Raw genomic sequence first — 18,271 nt, 5'->3', positions numbered from 1 at the left:
TTATATCAGCTGCAAATTAAGGACGTTCAGGCCTTTCGCGCTGATCCCTTTGATGCTGCTGTGGTTGCGGCTGCGGCTGTTGTTGTTGTTGTTGTTGTTGTTGTTGCTGCTGACGTTGCTGTTGCATCTGTTGCTGGCGTTGTTGCTGCATCTGCTGTTGACGCTGCTGATCCTGTTGCTGCATCTGCTGTTGGCGTTGTTGCTGCATTTGCTGCTGGCGCTGCTGGTCCTGTTGCTGCATCTGCTGTTGACGTTGTTGCTGCATTTGTTGCTGACGCTGCTGTTCTTGCTGCTGCATCTGCTGTTGACGTTGTTGCTGCATTTGCTGCTGGCGCTGCTGGTCTTGCTGCTGCATCTGCTGTTGGCGTTGTTGCTGCATTTGTTGCTGACGCTGCTGTTCTTGCTGTTGCATCTGCTGTTGGCGTTGTTGCTGCATTTGTTGCTGACGCTGCTGTTCTTGCTGTTGCATCTGCTGTTGACGTTGCTGGTCTTGCTGCTGATTTCGTTGATCACGTCTTTGCTGCCATTGCTGAACTTGTGGCTGTGGCTGCTGTTGTGGTTGTTGGCCCTGCTGGTTATCTTGCAATACACGTTGTTGGCGTTGCTGTTCTAACTGCTGGTTACGCTGCGCATTCTGATCGTTTTGTTGCTGATTACGTCTTTGCTGCCACTGTTGTCCTTGCTGCGGCTGGCCTTGTTGTTGCTGCTGTTGCGCGCGGTTAGCATCTGGCCTGCCCACGTTATTAGGGATATTGCCACGGCTCTGCCTGTTATTGTTCTGGTTATTTTGCTGCGCATTACGGGCTTCCTGTGCTAAACGCTCGGCATTTTGGCGGTTAATGTAACCGTCGCGGCTTGGTACGGCAATCCTGTTATTAGGGTTACGGCTGCGGTAATCGTTAGCATTAATAATGTTTGCAGGGCGCGCATTAGGCTGGCGGCCAACGCTTGGCCTGTAAATAGTTACAGCATTATTACCTAAGGCTGGTCGGCCTGGCCTGCCTGCATCATTAACACGATAAACATTTATTGGCCTGCCTACCCTGCGCTGTATATCATCACGGCGTGGGCCTGCTATATAGCGGTAGTTGTTATTAACGTAAACGTTACGGATATAAGTAGTATTACGGATAATGTTTACCACACGTGTACGCGGCACATAGTAATTATAAATTGAAGGACTGGTTATATATGCTGATGGAGCGAAGGTCCAGTAAAAATCTGGCGCGTTATACCCAAAGCTTGCTTCAACATCAATACCCGGAGATAATGGTGCCCAGCCATAATAGTCGTTACTGCTGCGCCAGCTCACCCATGCCGGTGCCCATTCGTAACCTGGTATCCATTCCCAGCCGTAATAATCGTCGAAACGCCAGCGGCCATAGTGGAACGGCGCCCAGCCCCATTCATAGTCTGATACCCAAGTATTACCATATTCTGTAAGCACCCAATGCCCGTTAGTGGCATAAGGCCTGAAATCTTCGTCTACATCAGGTATCCATACATCACCATAGTCAGGATCATCAACCCAGGTACCGTATGGTTGTAACTGGTCGTAAAAATCCTGAAAAGTGATAGCGCCTCCCTGGGCCCTACTTTTTTCGGGCATTATCAGCAATGCGCCAAACAGCAGCATGCTAAGGCAAAATATTTGAGTTAATCTTTTCATGTTATATTTTGTTATCAGGGGCATCTGTAATCATTGACTGCAATAAACCCTAAGCGTTTAATTAATTATATTGTTTGCTCATTTTTAAACATCCTGCTGACGAAACAAAATATTAGTCGGATGTTTGTAACTCTAATAATAGTAAATTTACAATTATGAGTACAGTAAATATTCCGAGGCTCGACCTGAATACCTATGTAAATGGTACGCCAAAAGAGCGCAAAAAGTTTTCTGATGAGATTGGCCGTGCCTTTAACGAGACCGGCTTTGTCACTATTACCAATCATGGTTTAAGCAAAGAACTTATTGACGATTTATATGCACAGGTTAAAGCGCTTTTTGCTTTGCCCGAAGATGTAAAATTAAAGTATGAAAAGCCAGAACTGGCCGGCCAGCGCGGCTATACCAGCAAAGGCAAAGAAACTGCCAAAGGCTTTAAAGTACCCGACTTAAAAGAGTTTTGGCAAATTGGCCAAACCGTTACTGATAACGACCCGGTTAAGGATATTTATCCGGAAAATGTAATTGTTGACGAGTTGCCTAAGTTTAACACCGTAACCCGCGAGGTTTACCAGAAGCTGGAAAGCGCAGGTAAATATTTACTCCGTGCCATTGCAGTTTACCTTGGCTTGGACGAAAATTACTTCGATGATAAGGTACACAACGGCAATTCTATCTTGCGTACATTGCATTACTTCCCTATTGAAGATCCGGATGCATTGGCACCTGATGCCGTACGTGCAGGCGCGCATGAAGACATTAACCTGATCACCCTGTTAATTGGCGCAAGTGCAGATGGCCTTGAGTTGTTTACCCGTGAGAACACCTGGTTCCCGGTAAAAGCACATGGCGAAGACGTAGTAGTTAACGTAGGTGATATGCTGCAACGTTTAACCAACGGTAAGCTAAAATCGACTACCCACCGCGTAGTTAACCCGCCACGCGAACTGATGGGCCAGTCGCGTTTTTCGGTGCCTTTCTTTTTGCACCCTAAATCAGATATGGATTTAACCAGCTTACCATCAACCATTGATGCAGCGCATCCAAAACAATTTAGCGACATGACCGCCGGTGAATATCTGGACGAGCGTTTACGCGAAATTGGGTTGAAGAAATAACACCCCTCCTAACCTCCCCTAGAGGGGGAGGAATTAAGAATAACAAGCAAGCCCTTCAAGTTTTTTGAAGGGCTTGCTTGTTTTAAAAACATTCGCAATTTAACAACTGTTAAAAAGCGATGATCTCTGTAAGAAAAAGAAAGTTGATGTTTTTGGTCATTGGTATTATCTGCCTAGGCTTTACGATACTTAGCATTTATGTAGCTTATAACTCTACAGATAGTTTTGACGAGAGCTTTTCGCGCCATATACAGGCACACCAAAATCCAACGCTTGATACTGTTATGCAGATCATTAGCTGGTTTGGTTATTCACCGGGATCTATTATTATGGTAACAACAGCTCCACTTATTTTCCTGATCTTTAAATACAAGCGCGAAGCCTTATTTATGCTGCTTACTTCGCTTTCCGGGTTGGTGAGCACGATATTAAAGATCATTGTAAACAGGCCGAGGCCGTCTGAACCGCTGGTACATGTATTCAGAAAAGCTACTGAACAAAGCTTCCCCAGCGGGCATGTGTTGTTCTACGTCGTTTATTTTGGTTTTTTGGTTTTGCTGATGGTGCAGCTAAAAACCATTCCATTTATAATCAGGTCTGTGGTGTTTACCATTTCGGTATTCCTGATATTTACCGTACCGTTCTCTCGCATATACCTTGGAGCGCACTGGTTTACCGATGTTTTAGGCGGCGCATTGGTGGGCGTGATCTTACTTAACCTGCTGAGTTACTTGTACGAATCCGGCGCAACCAAACAATAAAAAAAGAGGCGCAAATCCTGCGCCTCTCTACTATATCTTATACCTGATACTCGATACTATAAGATGTGTTATCTCACAATATAGTTCCAGCCGAAAGTATCTTTTACGTTACCGCAGCGGATATCATCTAAAGTTTTTAAAACCTTTTGTGAAAATTCGCGGGTTGACGGGTCACTTAACGTATAATCTTCGCCTTTGTAATGGAACGAGCCAACCGGTGCAATAGTAGCTGCTGTACCTGCGCCAAAAGCGTCGGTAAGTTTACCATTTTTGGCACCTTCTACCACCTCGGCAATAGATACGCGGCGTTCTTCAACCGGCATACCCCATGATTTTGCAAGTGCAATTACCGTATCGCGGGTAACGCCATCTAAAATAGTGTCGCGGGTTGATGGCGTAACCAGTTTACCATCCAGTACAAACATTACGTTTGCCGCGCCCATTTCCTCTACGTATAAATGCTCTTTGGCATCTGTCCAGATCAGCTGGTCAAAGCCTTCTTCAGCCGCTTTTTTAAATGGCAGCATTGAACCACCGTAGTTACCGGCAGCCTTTGCATAACCAAAACCGCCTTCGGCAGCACGCGTGTAGTACTCCTCAAATTTAACACGCAACGGTTTACTGAAATACGGGCCTACGGGGCAGGTAAGTAATACGAATTTATACGTTTTAGATGGGGTAACACCTAAAAACGCATCGGTAGCAAACATTACCGGGCGAATGTATAACGAATGGTTAGGCTTAGCCGGGATCCAGTCGCGATCAATATCTACTAATGCAGATACGCTTTGCAAAAACAGGTCTTCTGGTAGCTCTGCCATACATAAACGTTCTGCTGATTTATTAAAACGCTGCGCATTCTTTTCCGGACGGAACACCGAAATAGTGCCGTCTTCGTGCTTATACGCTTTTAGTCCTTCAAAAAATGCCTGTCCGTAATGCAGTGCAGAAATAGCCGGGCTAAGCGCAATTTCGCCGTAAGGCAAAATCTCGAAGTTTTTCCACTCGCCGTCTTCGTAATCTGCTACCAGCATATGGTCAGAAAAAGTACGGCCAAAAACCAGGTTCTCAAAGTCCGTTTGTGCTAAACGGCTATTGGTTGTTTTTGTGATTTTGATGTCCAGTGTGTCTGTCATGGCCTTGTATATTAAGAGTTTGGCAATTTAGGCGTTTTAGGGCAGATATAATATATTCTGTCCAAGATTTTATTTAGCAACATCGGCCAATGCATCCTCTACCCAGCCCTTTCCCCAGTTATCTATTTGTTCTGCCGTCCATAGTTCCGGGTAAAATATCCGTTTCTGAAAACGCGGAGGCAGGTATTTTTGCCAGTTGGTACCGCCCGTTGCTTTGATCTCTTCAGGTTCGCGGTGCAGGTAACGCACCGCTGATTTATAATGCGCCAGCGGCCAGTTCACATTTACATGTATATCCAGCTTACGCAACTCTTCTTCCAGTTCGGCGGTAGGCTCACCGCTTTGCTGCAGCTTTTTAATTAATGTATTAAAATTACAGTCGTGACACTTTTCACCAAGCTCGATAAAAGTTTTAGCATACTTTTTCTCAAACTGCTTTAGGGTAAGTGTCTTTTTACCGGTAGATAGTTCTGTGGCGCCAAACTTCCAGTAAATGTATTCGAACTGTTCCTGTACACTTGCATTACGCAGCTCTTCTCGTTTATCTTTAGCAACCAGGTTGATGAAATCAGTTGCATGGATCTCAATCATGCGGTACTGGCCCGATTGAAAACCACTGGCAGGTAAAAGCGACATCCTGAATTTAAGAAACTGCTCTTTTTCCATACCCTGCACCATTACTTCGAACGAGTTTACCAGCGCATTAAAATAACTGTTGATACGTTTTACACGTGCGGTAAAAAAAGCTACATCCAGATCAGGCTTTGCGGCAATCTGCTTGCACTCATGCAGGGTAAGCTTAAAATATAGTTCGGTGATCTGGTGATACATAATGAATATCTCCTCGTCAGGAAAGGGAGTCTTTGGGCTTTGTAGGCTCAGTAAGGTATCCAAATGAATATAGTCCCAATAGGTAAGGAAATCGGCATACAACAAACCATCCAGGTACGATGCCATATCCTGGCCCATAGCCTCATACTTTTGCTGCAATTGTTCAAGCCGGTTGGTGATTTCAGGCGTTAAGTTCATGTACAAAACTAATAAAAGAAAAAGTGCAAGTTAAGCTATTGCAGCAAAAGGTTTTTTACCACATATTTGCATTATAACGAAGGGCGATGGTGCTCCGCCTATTTGAACCGCTGCAAAGCTGATGGCGCCTACACAAATAAGTTTAATTATTTGCTTGCAGGCGTATGTTTAAAAAATTCTTTTCCAATCAATTTAGTTTAATTGCTTACAGCTTCCGCTGGACACTTATTGTTTTACCCACCGCCATTGCTATTGGCAGTACGGTAGCTTTTTTTCTGTGGTTGCTCAATTGGGCTATCCATTATCGTTTTACGCATACATGGCTACTGTATCTGTTACCTGTAGCAGGTGTAGCTATTCATTTTTTATATAAGCTTTACGGAAGGTCTGCCGAGCGCGGCAACAACCTGATTATTGACGAGATACATCAACCCGGCGGTGGTGTACCCAAACGCATGGCCCCGCTGATATTAATTACTACCGTTATTACGCATTTGTTTGGTGGTTCGGCAGGGCGCGAAGGTACGGCAGTACAAATAGGGGGCAGCCTTGCCAATTTGTTCAGCAGGTTGTTCAAGCTAAATGAATTAGACACCCGTTTGCTGCTTACAGCTGGTATTGCCGCAGGTTTTGGAGCGGTATTTGGCACTCCGCTTACCGGGACAGTTTTTGCTATTGAAGTTTTAACCGTTGGCCGGATACAATACACAGCCCTGCTACCCTGCCTGGTAGCAGGATTTGTTGGCGATGCCACGGTATCTGCCTGGGGTGTGCACCATACCATGTATCATATTGATGTGCTTAAAACATCCGCCGAATATTATCATCACCACTTACCACTTGATCTGGTATTGCTGCTAAAAGTAATTGTAGCTTCAGCTGTTTTTGGGTTGATCAGCATGGCTTTTGCCAACACAACCCACTTAGTAAAAGACTATGCTGTAAAGTGGATAAAAACTGACTGGCTGATACCTGTTTGCGGTGGTTTAGCCATTATAGCGCTCACATTTGCTATTGGTAAGCCCGACTATTTAAGCCTCGGTGTGGAAGGGGAATATCCAGGTGCAGTAACTATTGTTTCGGCATTTCATCAAAATGGCGCCGACTTTTTCAGCTGGTTATGGAAACTAATTTATACCGCCATTACATTGGGCACCGGCTTTAAGGGTGGCGAGGTAACACCATTGTTTTATATGGGCGCAACGGCAGGCAACACCCTTGCCACAATTTTAAACGCACCTGTAAGCCTTTTTGCTGCCCTGGGTTTTATTGCCGTTTTTGCCGGAGCCACCAAAACCCCATTAGCTTGCACCATTATGGGTATTGAACTGTTTGGCACCGAGCATACCTTACTATTTGCCATAGCTTGTTTTACTGCTTATTATTTTAGCGGCGACGCAGGTATTTACAGTGCACAAAGAAGAAATAAGGACGGGGATGTGAGTGTATGAGGTTTGCTGCGAGTTTCTGAGGTGAGGGTGTCCGAGATGCGCATATTTTAGGAACTAGGTTAAGTTAATAGTCAAAATTGTTGGTTATAGAATTTGATTATTGGTTTTGCTGCTTATCGTCTTTTTTAAGCCGCTTAGTGTAACGTCTTTTAGGCTTGGGCTGGGGTGTCTCAATAAAGAAATACATCACACAACCAACCATTAAACCGGCTAATAAACCGCCGATATGTGCAGCATTATCAATGCCGCCGGTAAGTCCAGCTATAAGGGTTATTCCAATAAATACAGCATTATTAAACAGCAGAAACACTTTTATATTTTTATCAGTTTTCTTGGTCAGCAATAAAGCGGTAAGCACACCATATAATCCCATGATAGCCCCCGACGCCCCAACACTTATTGTTGCCGGATGCCAATATATACTTGCCAGGCTTGCAAGTACACCACATAAAATGTAAGCAATTACATATTTAACTCTGCCTAAAATGGGCTCAATAAATATAGAAACCCAAAGCAAGCCGTAAATGTTAAATAAAATATGCATGAAGCCTGCATGCAAAAACACATTGGTCAGTAACCGCCACCATTGCCCTTCAAGTACGGCCGGCCGGAAGTTAGCACCCCATGCATACAAATCCTGCGAATTGAATGATATAAAGCCTAACCCGGCAAATACCATAACAACAAAAACCAAAACATTTAAAGCAATAATGATGAAGAATGCAGGAGACTTCTTATTGATCTTTATGGATGAAAAAAATGCCAGAGCTGTGTTAAACTGATCTTTAAAACTATATTCCGGAAGTTTTTTTAATTGTTTTTTATCAATAGCCGGGAATAACAGCATCACAAACCAAATCCCTGCGCCAATAGCAAAGGATTTAAACACCCAGCCCAGTTTATTGCCGTTTCTTGCTGCAAATGGCTCATTTTTGGCCTCTAAAATTATAGCGATATAGTTCTTATATTGAGGCGAGGACTTAATAGCGGCAGCATAACCTCTTCGTTTATCATTGTTTCCAATACGGTCTAAGTAAATAAACTGATCAAGATTTTGCTTATTAAAGCTCTCATTAGCTTCCGTATTTAACTGCTTATAGGCAGCTTCCTTTTCTGCATCAGTGCTACGATTACTGACCTGTTTTTCGTATTCAGTTCCCAGCCATGCAGGCGGAGCATTTAATTTCAGTGTGCTATCATTTTTTCCGGTTGGTAATTTGTTTAAAATTGGAGAAGCAACATATATATGAAAAGTCAGATATTCATCGTGCCTGCCACTTACCTCTGTTTGCTGATACACCGCAGCATGTTGCTTATCTATATAATGGTTTGAAATAACATAATATTTTGTGAGCGGCTTTTGAGTAATTTCTTCAATATTGTTCAGTTTGGTTAACTTTCCTGTAGCGGTAATCAGATAGTTTTGCAAAACAATAGTAGGCGCACTTATAGCTAAACAGGCGGCAAAATAATACACAAAAGAGAGGTTGCTGTTTGTATCGGGAAACAGCAATTTAATTCTGGGCTTAAGCCAAATATGTCCCGGGGGGGCGGGTAAGAAAAACGGCAACCAGAAACTAATCAGATCCTCACTTAAGGGTAGCAGTTCAAACCGGTACACCATCAGCCAGATAAAAAAAGAATAAGAGGCAATGAAGCCGATCGCTATCATTAGAAATTGCAGATAGATTAGCCTGATCTTGATGATTAACTGGGACATTGAACCTGATGGCTACTGTGAATGTTAAATATATTAATTAATCCTATCAGTCCCTTTCAATATCAAAAAACTCACAAACCGTTCATCGTATAATTCAAACATATTTTATTTTAAGTGCTTATCTTTATCAGTACTAACATCAACCATTATGATAACCTTCAAAAAAATATTAATAGGTGTTGACAACAGCAAATTTGCTGATTATGCCGCCAAAGCCGGCTTTGAACTGGCGCAGAAATTTGAAGCGCATGTAGGCCTTGTACACATTGTAGAGCCTGCTTATATACCTGCTCCGGTAGCTGATTCAACTATCGGGATGCCGATAGAGCCTGCTATTAACCCTGCTATTGAAATGGAGATTATGAATGCCCAGGATAAAGTTTCTGATGATATTTTAGCAAACACCATAAGTAAGTATGCGGGCAACCTTGAGGTGACCAATTTTACAGATTATGGCTCTACCGCTGATGGCATTTTAAACTGTGCCAAAGAATTTGAAGCGGACCTGATTGTAGTAGGTACCCACAGCCGCAGCGGATTAGACCGTTTGTTTATGGGCAGCGTAGCTGAAAACGTAGTACGCCACTCGCCTGTGCCGGTATTGGTTGTACCGCTTAATGAAAGTGAATAATTGCGATCTGGCGAATTAATGATTTACTTATTCACTAACTCATTAATTCGCTAATTCAAAAATAATAGTGAGCTAATGAGTTAATTAAGCATATTCAATAACTCAGTAATTCACTCATTCAAAATTAATATAGCAGCCTGAATTTGATGGTATGGTCAATGGCTTTCAGTTGCTCTAATACTTCTGCACCGTAGCCTGCATCAACGTCTGTAATTACATAACCGATCTGCGGATTAGTTACCAGGAACTCACCAACGATATTGATATTATGCTTCGCGAAAACTTCGTTGATCTGAGCTAAAATACCCGGAACGTTTTTGTGGATGTGAATTAGCCGGTGGGCATTGCTTACACGCGGCGGCTGCAGATCAGGGAAATTACAGCTGGTGTGCGTTTTACCCTCGTTCATAAAAGCAATTACACGTTTGGGTATAAAGTCGGCGCTGCGTGGGTTATCCTTTGGATCATCAAAAATAATCACGCCACTCTCACAAGCTACATCAGCTAATTTTCGGCCAGCTACTTTTCCAAAAACACCGATAACCTTCAGGCGTGGCGCATTTTGTATTTGCTCGGGCGTTGGCTGCACATCTTCGCTGCAAAGTAAAACACCCGCTTCTTCCAGGTATTTATTTTCGATGCTTTCGCGTTGGCGGATATTGTAGCCTTCCTTTTGCATTTGTGCAATGGCTTCTTCTTCCACATTACCGGCTATTAAACACTTAATGCGGTTTTTCGGATAAGATATAGCACGCGGCAAACGATTGATGTATAAAAACTCGTCGAAGCTTGGCGTAATATGGTCGGCCTTTTCAGTTACCGATTTACGCTCAATGTTTTCGGTATAGGCAAAGAATTTTTTGATCAGGCCCGATTCCTTTAACTGGAAATCAGAATACCCATCGCCAATACCAAAAATATCGCCCTGTAAGTTAAGTTGCTTTAGCAGCTTTACCTTACCACCTTCCTGCGAAAGCGGGTTGGTGCGATCATAACCTACAATGTGATCATGTTCATCAAAGATGAACGTATTAGCATAAATATTCTCCCTTTTGATGTGGTATTCGGTAACAACCGGGGTAATAAATTCTTTAAATCCGCCTGAAACAATCAATACTTCGTCCTGGTGATTTTTAAAGAAGATATTATTCCTTGAAAAAGAAGTAGAAACCTTTTTGCGCAGGTGCTTAACCAGCAGCTTTAAATGCTCGCGGTTGGCTTGCAGCAACTTTATCCTGCCCTCGAGACTGTCGGTGAAGGATAGCTTGCCTTCCATGGCCGCATTGGTAAGGTCTTCTATTTTTTTATAGATCTCTTCGCGGTCGGGGCGGTCTTTAAGCGAAATACGCGCCAGTTCATCTAAAGCTTCAACCTGTGTAAACGTGCTGTCGAAATCAATGATATAATACTGGCTCATAATGATATGCTTTGTGCGCAAAAATGCAATTGTTACCCTTTAATTGAAAGAAAAAGTTTCAATTAGGATAAAGGTGCTACAATATGACATTAAACCCTGCATAAAAATTACGCAGAGGCGCAGCATTGTAGTACCTGTTACCAACGGCGTTAAGATCATTACCGAGGCTATACTTCTGGTTTAACAGATTATCGGCACCGGCATATATTTCAAGCCTGGTGTTGCGGGAGAGCATACACATCCACGATGCTTTTGCCTGTACCAAATGGTATCTCCTGGCAAAAACACTGTTTGCATCGTTTAATGGCAGGCTTGAGGTATAATTATATTGGGTATATAGACTCAATTGTTGTGGAAACAGGATTTGCAAACCTGTAACACTAACCTGACCGGGCACACCTGTCAGCTTGTTACCGCTGTAATTGTTACCAGAAACGTTATAATTATCAAAGGTAAATTTGCTTAACGTTAACGACTCGTTTAATTGCAATCCGCGTATAAAGCTTGTATTATTTTGCTTTATTAACCAGGCTGTACCATATAGTTCAAATCCCGGTTGTTTGGTGCCGCCTGCATTAATGTAGTATTCGGTTTCGTCCGGATGTAAGCGGCGCACTATCGCGTTGCGCAACTTATAATAGAATACGGAAGCATCCAGCATGAAGAGCTGATAATTATCCCTTATCCTAAAACCTGTTTCATAATTTACACCGTCCTGTGCATTTAATGCCGTGTTGATCACATTATCAGTAGGCCTTACTTCGGCAGTAGTTGGTGTAGAGTAGCCCCTGCTTACAGATGCGCGCCAAATAAAATTACCGGTGATCTGGTAAGATAAAGCCAGCCTTGGCATCAGCTGCGGCGTAAAGCTGCGCCTGGCAAATGCAGTTTGTGCTAATGGATAAACGTTCTTAAAATCATATCCGTACCAGTTTAAACTTGCAGCCGCCTCTATGTGTAGCCGTTTAACAATATCAGCCACATAACGTACAAAAACAAAATGCTGATTAGTATGGATTTGATCTGCGGTTTGGGTTGTATCCTTTACACCCGCCTTGTTACCATAGTTATTGATCTGCGAATTGGTCTGCTGCCACTCTAACCCTACGTTTACCTTCCAATTAAAGTTTTTATGCGGTACGGCCGACCATTCAAAATAAGTGCGCAAGCCGTAAGTATTTTCGTTCCGCTGCTCATAATTGGTGATAAACGGATTACTGAAATCAACATGGTTGCCGAAAACCGCCAATACGTTACGCAGTTGAGGTGTGAGTTGTGCTTCATTCACCAGTCCACCAAATAATACTTTTGTACTTATGCCTATTTGTTGTTGTATGGCGCTGGGCAGGGTTACCGTAGCAGGCCGGGCCGCTTGCGGGTTAGCGTTGAATTGGGCAAGCGTCAACCCGCCGGGTGTTTGATAGCTCAGGTCGCTGTAAAAAGCATAGGCACGTAGCTCGTCCTTAGCAGATGCCCGCCAGCGGTCAACCGCCTGAATATAGTGCCGCTGCATATAGCTATGATCACGGTAACCATCATAACTTTGGTAAGCCTGGTTAATATTTAACTGGTTATTATTGAAGCTATGCTGTAAACCTGCCTGCTCATGTACCAGCCCATAAGACCCTGCATTTAAACCAACCTGAACGCTATTGCTATCAGCATAGCGGTTAACAGGACTGATAATTACTACGCCGCCGCTGTTTGCACCAAAAAGGCTGCCGTCGGGGCCTTTAAGTACTTCAATACCCTTTACACTGTTAAAATCTATGGCATTTAAGTACGTATTGCCACCAGCATCGGTAAGCGGAATATCATCCATATACACTTTAACATCCCGCACACCAAATGGCGAGCGCAGCAAACTGCCGCGAATAGATAAACGGTAACTCCCCGGCGTACGTTCTTCCATACGCACCCCAGGAACGGTGTTCATTGTACTTACAAGCGAATTTTCTGGTTGAAGCTTAATCTGTTCAGGCGTTAATACACTTACCGAAGCCGGAACACTTAAAGCCGGTTGCTGAGACAGATAACCGCGTACAACCACCGAATGCAGAATATGTGTGGTATCGCGATTTGCTGTATCGCTCCTACGCTTTTGCGCAAATGATGCGATTGATAATACAGAAAGCAGAACTATTAAAGTGTAGAATTTTATCATAGACAAATTGTGCCCCAAAGCTAAGGCTTTCTATTAAAGCCTTATATGCACAACGTAATCTACATGCTGGCGTTTGCTTATATTGATGTAACTATTCAGCTACCTCAGACGTTAATTACTATTTCTGCCTGAAATAGTTGTTATCCGCAAACCAATCGGTTAAACGCCCCGGCCAGTTCTTAAGCTCCTGTATTTTGCTGCGGTAGCCCATGTTAAAAGCATGGTTGCCTTTTGCATAAATATGCAGTTCAGCAGGTACTTTAGCCTCGCGGTATTTTTGAAGCAATGTAATGATAGGCAGCGAGCAGCATTCATCGTCATTTGCGGCAACCATAAAAATTGGCGGGGCGGCAGCAGGCACCTTTTCGGGCACACCTAACGGACCGGGATAAACTTCTATAGCAAAGTTGGGCATAGCGTTTAGTTGATCTACAGGGTCTTTAGCATTCAACTCCTCTTTTGACTGATCAAACAATACCCAGTTAACCACCTCGCCTCCTGCTGAAAAGCCCATGATGCCAATACGGTTTGTATCAATACCCCATTGCCAAGCATTGTTTCTGATTATCCGCATGGCGCGGTTAGCATCCTGTTTGGCATGCGTTACTAATTTATACGGCGAGTTGGTATCGCGTGCAAGGCGGTATTTTAACACAATAGCTGCAATGCCTAAACTGTTAAGATAATGAGCAGGATCATATCCTTCCGACTTCATGACCAGTATCCTGTGCCCACCGCCCGGGCAAACAAGCACTGCTGCACCCGTGGCTTTTTCTTTTGGCGGCAGAAAAACCGTTATACTGGGATTGTTGACATTGCTAATATATTGCGGTCCTTTCTCAGGTACGTTACGCAGCTTTTCAAATCCGGGTGCACCATTTTTCCATAACGGAATTACAGTGGAATCTGCCTGAGCCGAAGACAGTAAAGGCAATAAGATCAACAGGATGCATAAAAGCTTTCTAAACAGATACATACAACAGGTTATGATGGTTAAGTGCAAATTACATTTTTGCGGCTATATGCAGCACTATAATTAGTCCTATTATAGAAATAAACAGCCAAAGCAATACCCCTTGTAAGAATGGCCTTGCACCAACAGAGCTAATCATTTTTCGTGATAGCCCAGCCCCTATTAAAAACAGCGTAAGCGTTAGTCCGCTTTTGGCAATAAGCATTAGATATTGATTAATTACATGCAATTTCGTTACGTAAGTATTTAATAGTAAAGCAATAACAAACAAGCCGATAAAATAAGGAACTGCTATTTTGCTGCTTTTATTCTTAAATATTATGGAGGAGATAATTGCCACTGGCATAATCCACAAAGCACGTGCAAGTTTTACCGTTGTTGCAATAGCCAAAGCCTGAGCCCCATACTTGCCTGAAGCAGCAACAACCGAGCTGGTATCATGTATGGCTATGGCGCACCATAGCCCAAACTGAGTTTGTGTAAGCTTAAAGTAATGTCCCACAGCTGGAAATATAAAAAGCGCAGCAGCATTTAATATAAATACGCACCCTAACGCAACTGATATGTGCTTTTCTTCGGCTTTAATTACCGGTGATATAGCCGCAATGGCGCTACCACCGCATATGGCAGTTCCGGAAGTGATCAGATAAGCAATCTTTTTTTCGATTCCTAACCACTTACCTAATAAAATGCCAACAATAAAAGTACATGCTATAGTGATGATGGTTATCACTACGCCTTGCTTTCCGGCTTGCATAACACTATGCAGGTTCATGCCGAAACCTAACCCTACCACAGAAGCTTGTAACAGCCAATGTGTTGCCTTATGGTTTAAGTGCGCGTAAGGATGCCCTATTACCTGCGCTATAAGCAATCCGCATAGTAAAGCTATCGCAGGACTTGCGAGTGGACTAAGACAAAAAACAATTGCAACAAAAAAGATAAATTTTTGCCCGGTTGGACTTAATTTTAAAAACGTAGTCTTTGCTGATAGATGAGATATTGTAGCCATATAATTTTCTATTTATAGCTACAAAAATCAACCGTATCAATATAATATTTTCATTCTAAAACCGGATAAGCAATAACCAGAAGTTATTAAATTAAAACTTATTATTTGCTAAAGCAAACTTAGTAAATACCTTCGCCAGCGACAAAGGCTGTCCATGTAGCTGGATAATAGAAAACGGGCGGGTAATGCTTAATCCTTTAACATCTATTATACGACATTCAGAATTGCGTAATTCTTTCAAAATAGCATGCACAGATAAAAATGCCATACAATTACTGTTAAATAGATAGTTTTTAATGCTCTCTGTGCTTTCAAGCTGCATTTCAATTTTAAGATCAGATAGTTTGATATGGTGTTTTTTCAAAGAATCGGCAATTACTTCTAAAGTACCCGAACCTTGTTCGCGCAGCAGCAGCGGAATAGCTTTTAAATCATCAGGCTTTATTGTTTCTTTTTTAAATGAATTGCCTGTACTGGCCACCAGTACTAATTCGTCATCTAAAAAATGCTGATAGCTGATTTCCAAATGATGAGACAATCCTTCCGTAAAGCCAATATCAATCTTTTTATCAATGAGTGCCTGCTCTATTTGTTCTGTATTCCCGGTCAGAAAACTTATCTTAACCTCTTTAAACTTTTGACGGAATTGCGCCAGTATAACAGGCATAATATATTGGGCAGCCGTAGTACTTGCTCCCAGCCTTAACACACCTTTGTAATGTTCAGATAATAAATTCAGGTCCGACTCCAGTTCACGGTAAGCACTGGCAACCTTTTCTGCATAAGCCAGCAAAAGTTGCCCCGCAGGCGTAAGACTGATTTTGCTGTTTCCACTGCGCTCGAATAATTTAGTGTTAAAGTGCGCTTCCAGTTCCCTGATGTGTTTAGTAACAGCAGGTTGGCTTATAAATAATTCTGCAGCAGCTTTTGTAAAATTGAGCTTTTGAGCTACAGTGTAAAAAACATTTAATCTGAAATCGAGCATAAACTTATCAAAGCCGAATGTAATAATTCAATACGTTAATACTGAACTGTCCTTTTTTATAGAAGCTACTTAATCCTGAAAGCACCAATACTATAGCTTACACCTACGGCTACGCCAGCCGAACGTAAGTCTACTTTACCGTAACCTATCTGAGTAATCGGCAATTTATAGAAGGGCTGTACCAGTAACCCGAATTTAGAATTAACCTGGTGCTGATAAGTGGCATTCAAATTCAATACGCCAAGAATATGCCTGTTTTCGTTACTGATTTGAAGATTGTATGATTTACTGTTGGTATAATCAAATCTGTAGTCTTCGCGCAACATAAAATAAGATGACAAGCCTGTACCTATTGACCATGATGTAGCACCTCTGTGATAAACCTGGTAATTAACATTTAAAGGAATGTCAAGCACTTTACAATTGGCATATACGTTTGACGGCAAATTACCATTTTGCCATTGCGAAATGTCAAATTTGTAACTTGCAAAATTTCCCTGATATGGCTTAATAGCATAGGCGGCGCCGGTTGTTACACTTAACTTACGCGTGATATTGATAGTGGCATGCACTCCGAAGTTGCCACCAATCTGGCCGTTGTTAAAACCATTTACTCCATTCACATCAGGCGCAGCAAGTATGCTTAATGATAAACGTGGCATACCGGCCAGTGTAACTTTTGATACTGCCTTTTTAGGTAACTGCGGAAATTTGGCTTTAATTACGTCAGACATTTCTTGTGGCTGGTTGTTAGCCGGTGATGAAATACTAACTTCAGGTTCGACAGCGGCCAATTGTGAGTATGCAGAATTACTGTCTAATGGGGTTTTTCCTGAAGAAGCTAATTGATTTTGCCCGGTACCATTATTTGTAATTACCTCCGGATGATAAGTACGTTGACTATCTCCCTTCTGATCATATGGCGAAGCGCTTTTTAAATTATTTGCATAATTATGTTTAGGCTGCTGTCCGTTTGCCACCCCATCTTTAAGCACAGGTGAAAACGTTTTGCCCTTGATTGCCTCGTTATCTTTAGATTCCTTACCGGCAGCAGTTTTTAAACCGTTATCAGATGGCGAATTTGCAACCGTTAAACTATCACTGCCGGTTGACTTTTTATCAATTGTGATTTTGTTCTTAGCAATGTTATCACCTTTGTTTGACTTGTCTTTCCCATTAAAAAAGAACAATGCCAGCGCGATTAAAAGTAACGCTGCAATACCCGAAACAATACTAACTATCCTGAATATAACTGCTTTTTTAGAAGGCTTGTTATCCAGCATCCTTTCCATAGCAGTCCAATCCTCATCACGAAAAGCGATATGGTCTTCAGGGCCGGCAAGTCCGTCCTTAAAGAGTTTATCAATTTTATTTTCGTCCTTCGGCTTCATCTTAAAATATTGTTGATCAGCATGGTAATGCCAATACTCACTGCGCTAACTGTTAATATATGCTGGTGGCCGTCATTATCTCTTCTTATATCAGATACGTTATCAGCCTTAGCAATCATGTTCTTAAGTTTCTCCCTTGCCTTAAACAAGTTTGATTTTGAAGTGCCGCTACTTATTCCCAACATTTCACCAATCTCTTCGTGTGTATATCCTTCAATGGCGTATAAGTTAAAAACCGTACGATATGCCTGTGGCAGCTTTTGCACCATAGCCAAAAGATCTTCGTAGCGTAGTTTCCTATCGGGAAGTTCATCGTTACCTATATCAGCAGCAGTCTCAATATCTTCAGTATAAGCCATTTTTAAATTACTCCGATAATAGTCTATCGAAGTATTCATCATGATACGCCCCAACCAAGCTTTAAAAGGCTTAGCCGCATCATACTTGTCTAGGTTTTTAAACACTTTGTAAAAGCCCTGATTCATAATTTCAGAGGCCTCATACCTGTTACCCGCGTAGCGCAAACAAATACCCATAGCAAAACCATAAAACGCCTTGTACAGCATTTTTTGGTCGATGCGGTTCTGCTCCAAACAGCCCGTTATCAGCTTTTGTACTTCTGCTTCGCCCATAAGGGGATGTGCTTGCTATAAAGTTTAATACCTGTTGTTGCCCTTTACACGAAAGCGCACACCAAAAGGTTGCTTCAACTGAAAAATAAATTTATAAAAAATCAAAGAACGGAATATCCATATTATTTTTCAGTCATTGGCATCAGGATATACGCTATTAAGCAAACTTCAGTTTACAACCC

General features: G+C 42.4%; 15 protein-coding genes and 1 riboswitch. Of the genes, 4 read left to right on the top strand and 11 right to left on the bottom strand.

Features of this window, described 5'->3' with window-relative positions; all coding sequences use genetic code 11:
- Positions 1 to 16: 16 nt before the first annotated feature.
- Positions 17 to 1,669: a DUF6600 domain-containing protein gene (locus PQ461_RS03825; RefSeq protein WP_274208319.1), complete on the bottom strand. Its 1,653-nt coding sequence runs from the start codon at positions 1,667 to 1,669 to the stop codon at positions 17 to 19.
- Positions 1,670 to 1,824: 155 nt separating this feature from the next.
- On the opposite strand from PQ461_RS03825, the gene PQ461_RS03820 reads away from it, so the two are divergent.
- Positions 1,825 to 2,787, top strand: a complete 963-nt coding sequence (locus PQ461_RS03820; protein ID WP_274208318.1) for an isopenicillin N synthase family dioxygenase — start codon at positions 1,825 to 1,827, stop codon at positions 2,785 to 2,787.
- Positions 2,788 to 2,906: 119 nt separating this feature from the next.
- A complete protein-coding gene (locus tag PQ461_RS03815) occupies positions 2,907 to 3,548 on the top strand; it encodes a phosphatase PAP2 family protein (RefSeq protein WP_274208317.1) in 642 nt (213 codons plus the stop codon).
- Between the two features lie 68 nt (positions 3,549 to 3,616).
- Here PQ461_RS03815 and PQ461_RS03810 read toward each other — a convergent pair whose 3' ends face one another.
- Together PQ461_RS03810 and PQ461_RS03805 are read right to left on the bottom strand one after the other, a co-directional pair.
- Positions 3,617 to 4,684 (bottom strand): branched-chain amino acid aminotransferase, encoded by a 1,068-nt coding sequence (locus PQ461_RS03810; protein WP_274208316.1) that lies wholly within the window; start codon positions 4,682 to 4,684, stop codon positions 3,617 to 3,619.
- Between the two features lie 69 nt (positions 4,685 to 4,753).
- Entirely contained in the window at positions 4,754 to 5,713 is a 960-nt protein-coding gene (locus tag PQ461_RS03805; protein ID WP_274208314.1) for a tryptophan 2,3-dioxygenase family protein, read from the bottom strand.
- Positions 5,714 to 5,786: 73 nt separating this feature from the next.
- Positions 5,787 to 5,851, top strand: a riboswitch (Fluoride riboswitch).
- A 26-nt stretch (positions 5,852 to 5,877) separates the two neighbouring features.
- Between PQ461_RS03805 and PQ461_RS03800 the strand changes: the two genes are divergently transcribed.
- A complete protein-coding gene (locus PQ461_RS03800) occupies positions 5,878 to 7,164 on the top strand; it encodes a voltage-gated chloride channel family protein (RefSeq protein ID WP_274208312.1) in 1,287 nt (428 codons plus the stop codon).
- A 97-nt stretch (positions 7,165 to 7,261) separates the two neighbouring features.
- Here the strand turns inward: PQ461_RS03800 and PQ461_RS03795 are convergent, their stop codons facing one another.
- Entirely contained in the window at positions 7,262 to 8,884 is a 1,623-nt protein-coding gene (locus PQ461_RS03795; protein WP_274208310.1) for a rhomboid family intramembrane serine protease, read from the bottom strand.
- 148 nt (positions 8,885 to 9,032) lie between these two features.
- On the opposite strand from PQ461_RS03795, the gene PQ461_RS03790 reads away from it, so the two are divergent.
- A complete protein-coding gene (locus PQ461_RS03790) occupies positions 9,033 to 9,515 on the top strand; it encodes a universal stress protein (RefSeq protein ID WP_274208309.1) in 483 nt (160 codons plus the stop codon).
- 124 nt (positions 9,516 to 9,639) lie between these two features.
- Here the strand turns inward: PQ461_RS03790 and PQ461_RS03785 are convergent, their stop codons facing one another.
- The 7 genes from PQ461_RS03785 to PQ461_RS03755 form a co-directional block, all read right to left on the bottom strand.
- A complete protein-coding gene (locus PQ461_RS03785; RefSeq protein ID WP_274208308.1) occupies positions 9,640 to 10,932 on the bottom strand; it encodes an HAD-IB family phosphatase in 1,293 nt (430 codons plus the stop codon).
- Positions 10,933 to 11,008: 76 nt separating this feature from the next.
- A complete protein-coding gene (locus PQ461_RS03780) occupies positions 11,009 to 13,096 on the bottom strand; it encodes a TonB-dependent receptor (protein ID WP_274208307.1) in 2,088 nt (695 codons plus the stop codon).
- Between the two features lie 118 nt (positions 13,097 to 13,214).
- Positions 13,215 to 14,072, bottom strand: coding sequence for an alpha/beta hydrolase (locus PQ461_RS03775; RefSeq protein ID WP_274208306.1), 858 nt, complete (start codon positions 14,070 to 14,072; stop codon positions 13,215 to 13,217).
- Between the two features lie 28 nt (positions 14,073 to 14,100).
- Positions 14,101 to 15,081, bottom strand: a complete 981-nt coding sequence (locus PQ461_RS03770) for a YeiH family protein (RefSeq protein ID WP_274208305.1) — start codon at positions 15,079 to 15,081, stop codon at positions 14,101 to 14,103.
- A 91-nt stretch (positions 15,082 to 15,172) separates the two neighbouring features.
- Positions 15,173 to 16,066 carry a LysR substrate-binding domain-containing protein gene (locus PQ461_RS03765; protein ID WP_274208304.1) on the bottom strand — a complete coding sequence of 298 codons (894 nt, stop codon included), beginning with the start codon at positions 16,064 to 16,066 and terminating at the stop codon, positions 15,173 to 15,175.
- Between the two features lie 65 nt (positions 16,067 to 16,131).
- On the bottom strand, positions 16,132 to 17,457 hold the full coding sequence (locus tag PQ461_RS03760) for a hypothetical protein (protein ID WP_274208303.1): 1,326 nt from the start codon (positions 17,455 to 17,457) through the stop codon (positions 16,132 to 16,134).
- Positions 17,454 to 18,089: an RNA polymerase sigma factor gene (locus PQ461_RS03755; RefSeq protein WP_274208302.1), complete on the bottom strand. Its 636-nt coding sequence runs from the start codon at positions 18,087 to 18,089 to the stop codon at positions 17,454 to 17,456. The genes PQ461_RS03760 and PQ461_RS03755 overlap by 4 nt, the downstream gene beginning before the upstream one ends.
- Positions 18,090 to 18,271 lie beyond the last annotated feature (182 nt).

This window comes from Mucilaginibacter sp. KACC 22063, assembly GCF_028736115.1.
In the GTDB taxonomy this organism is placed as follows: domain Bacteria; phylum Bacteroidota; class Bacteroidia; order Sphingobacteriales; family Sphingobacteriaceae; genus Mucilaginibacter.
Note: the sequence above shows the minus strand (reverse complement) of the source record. Positions and strands in the feature narration are given on the sequence as shown.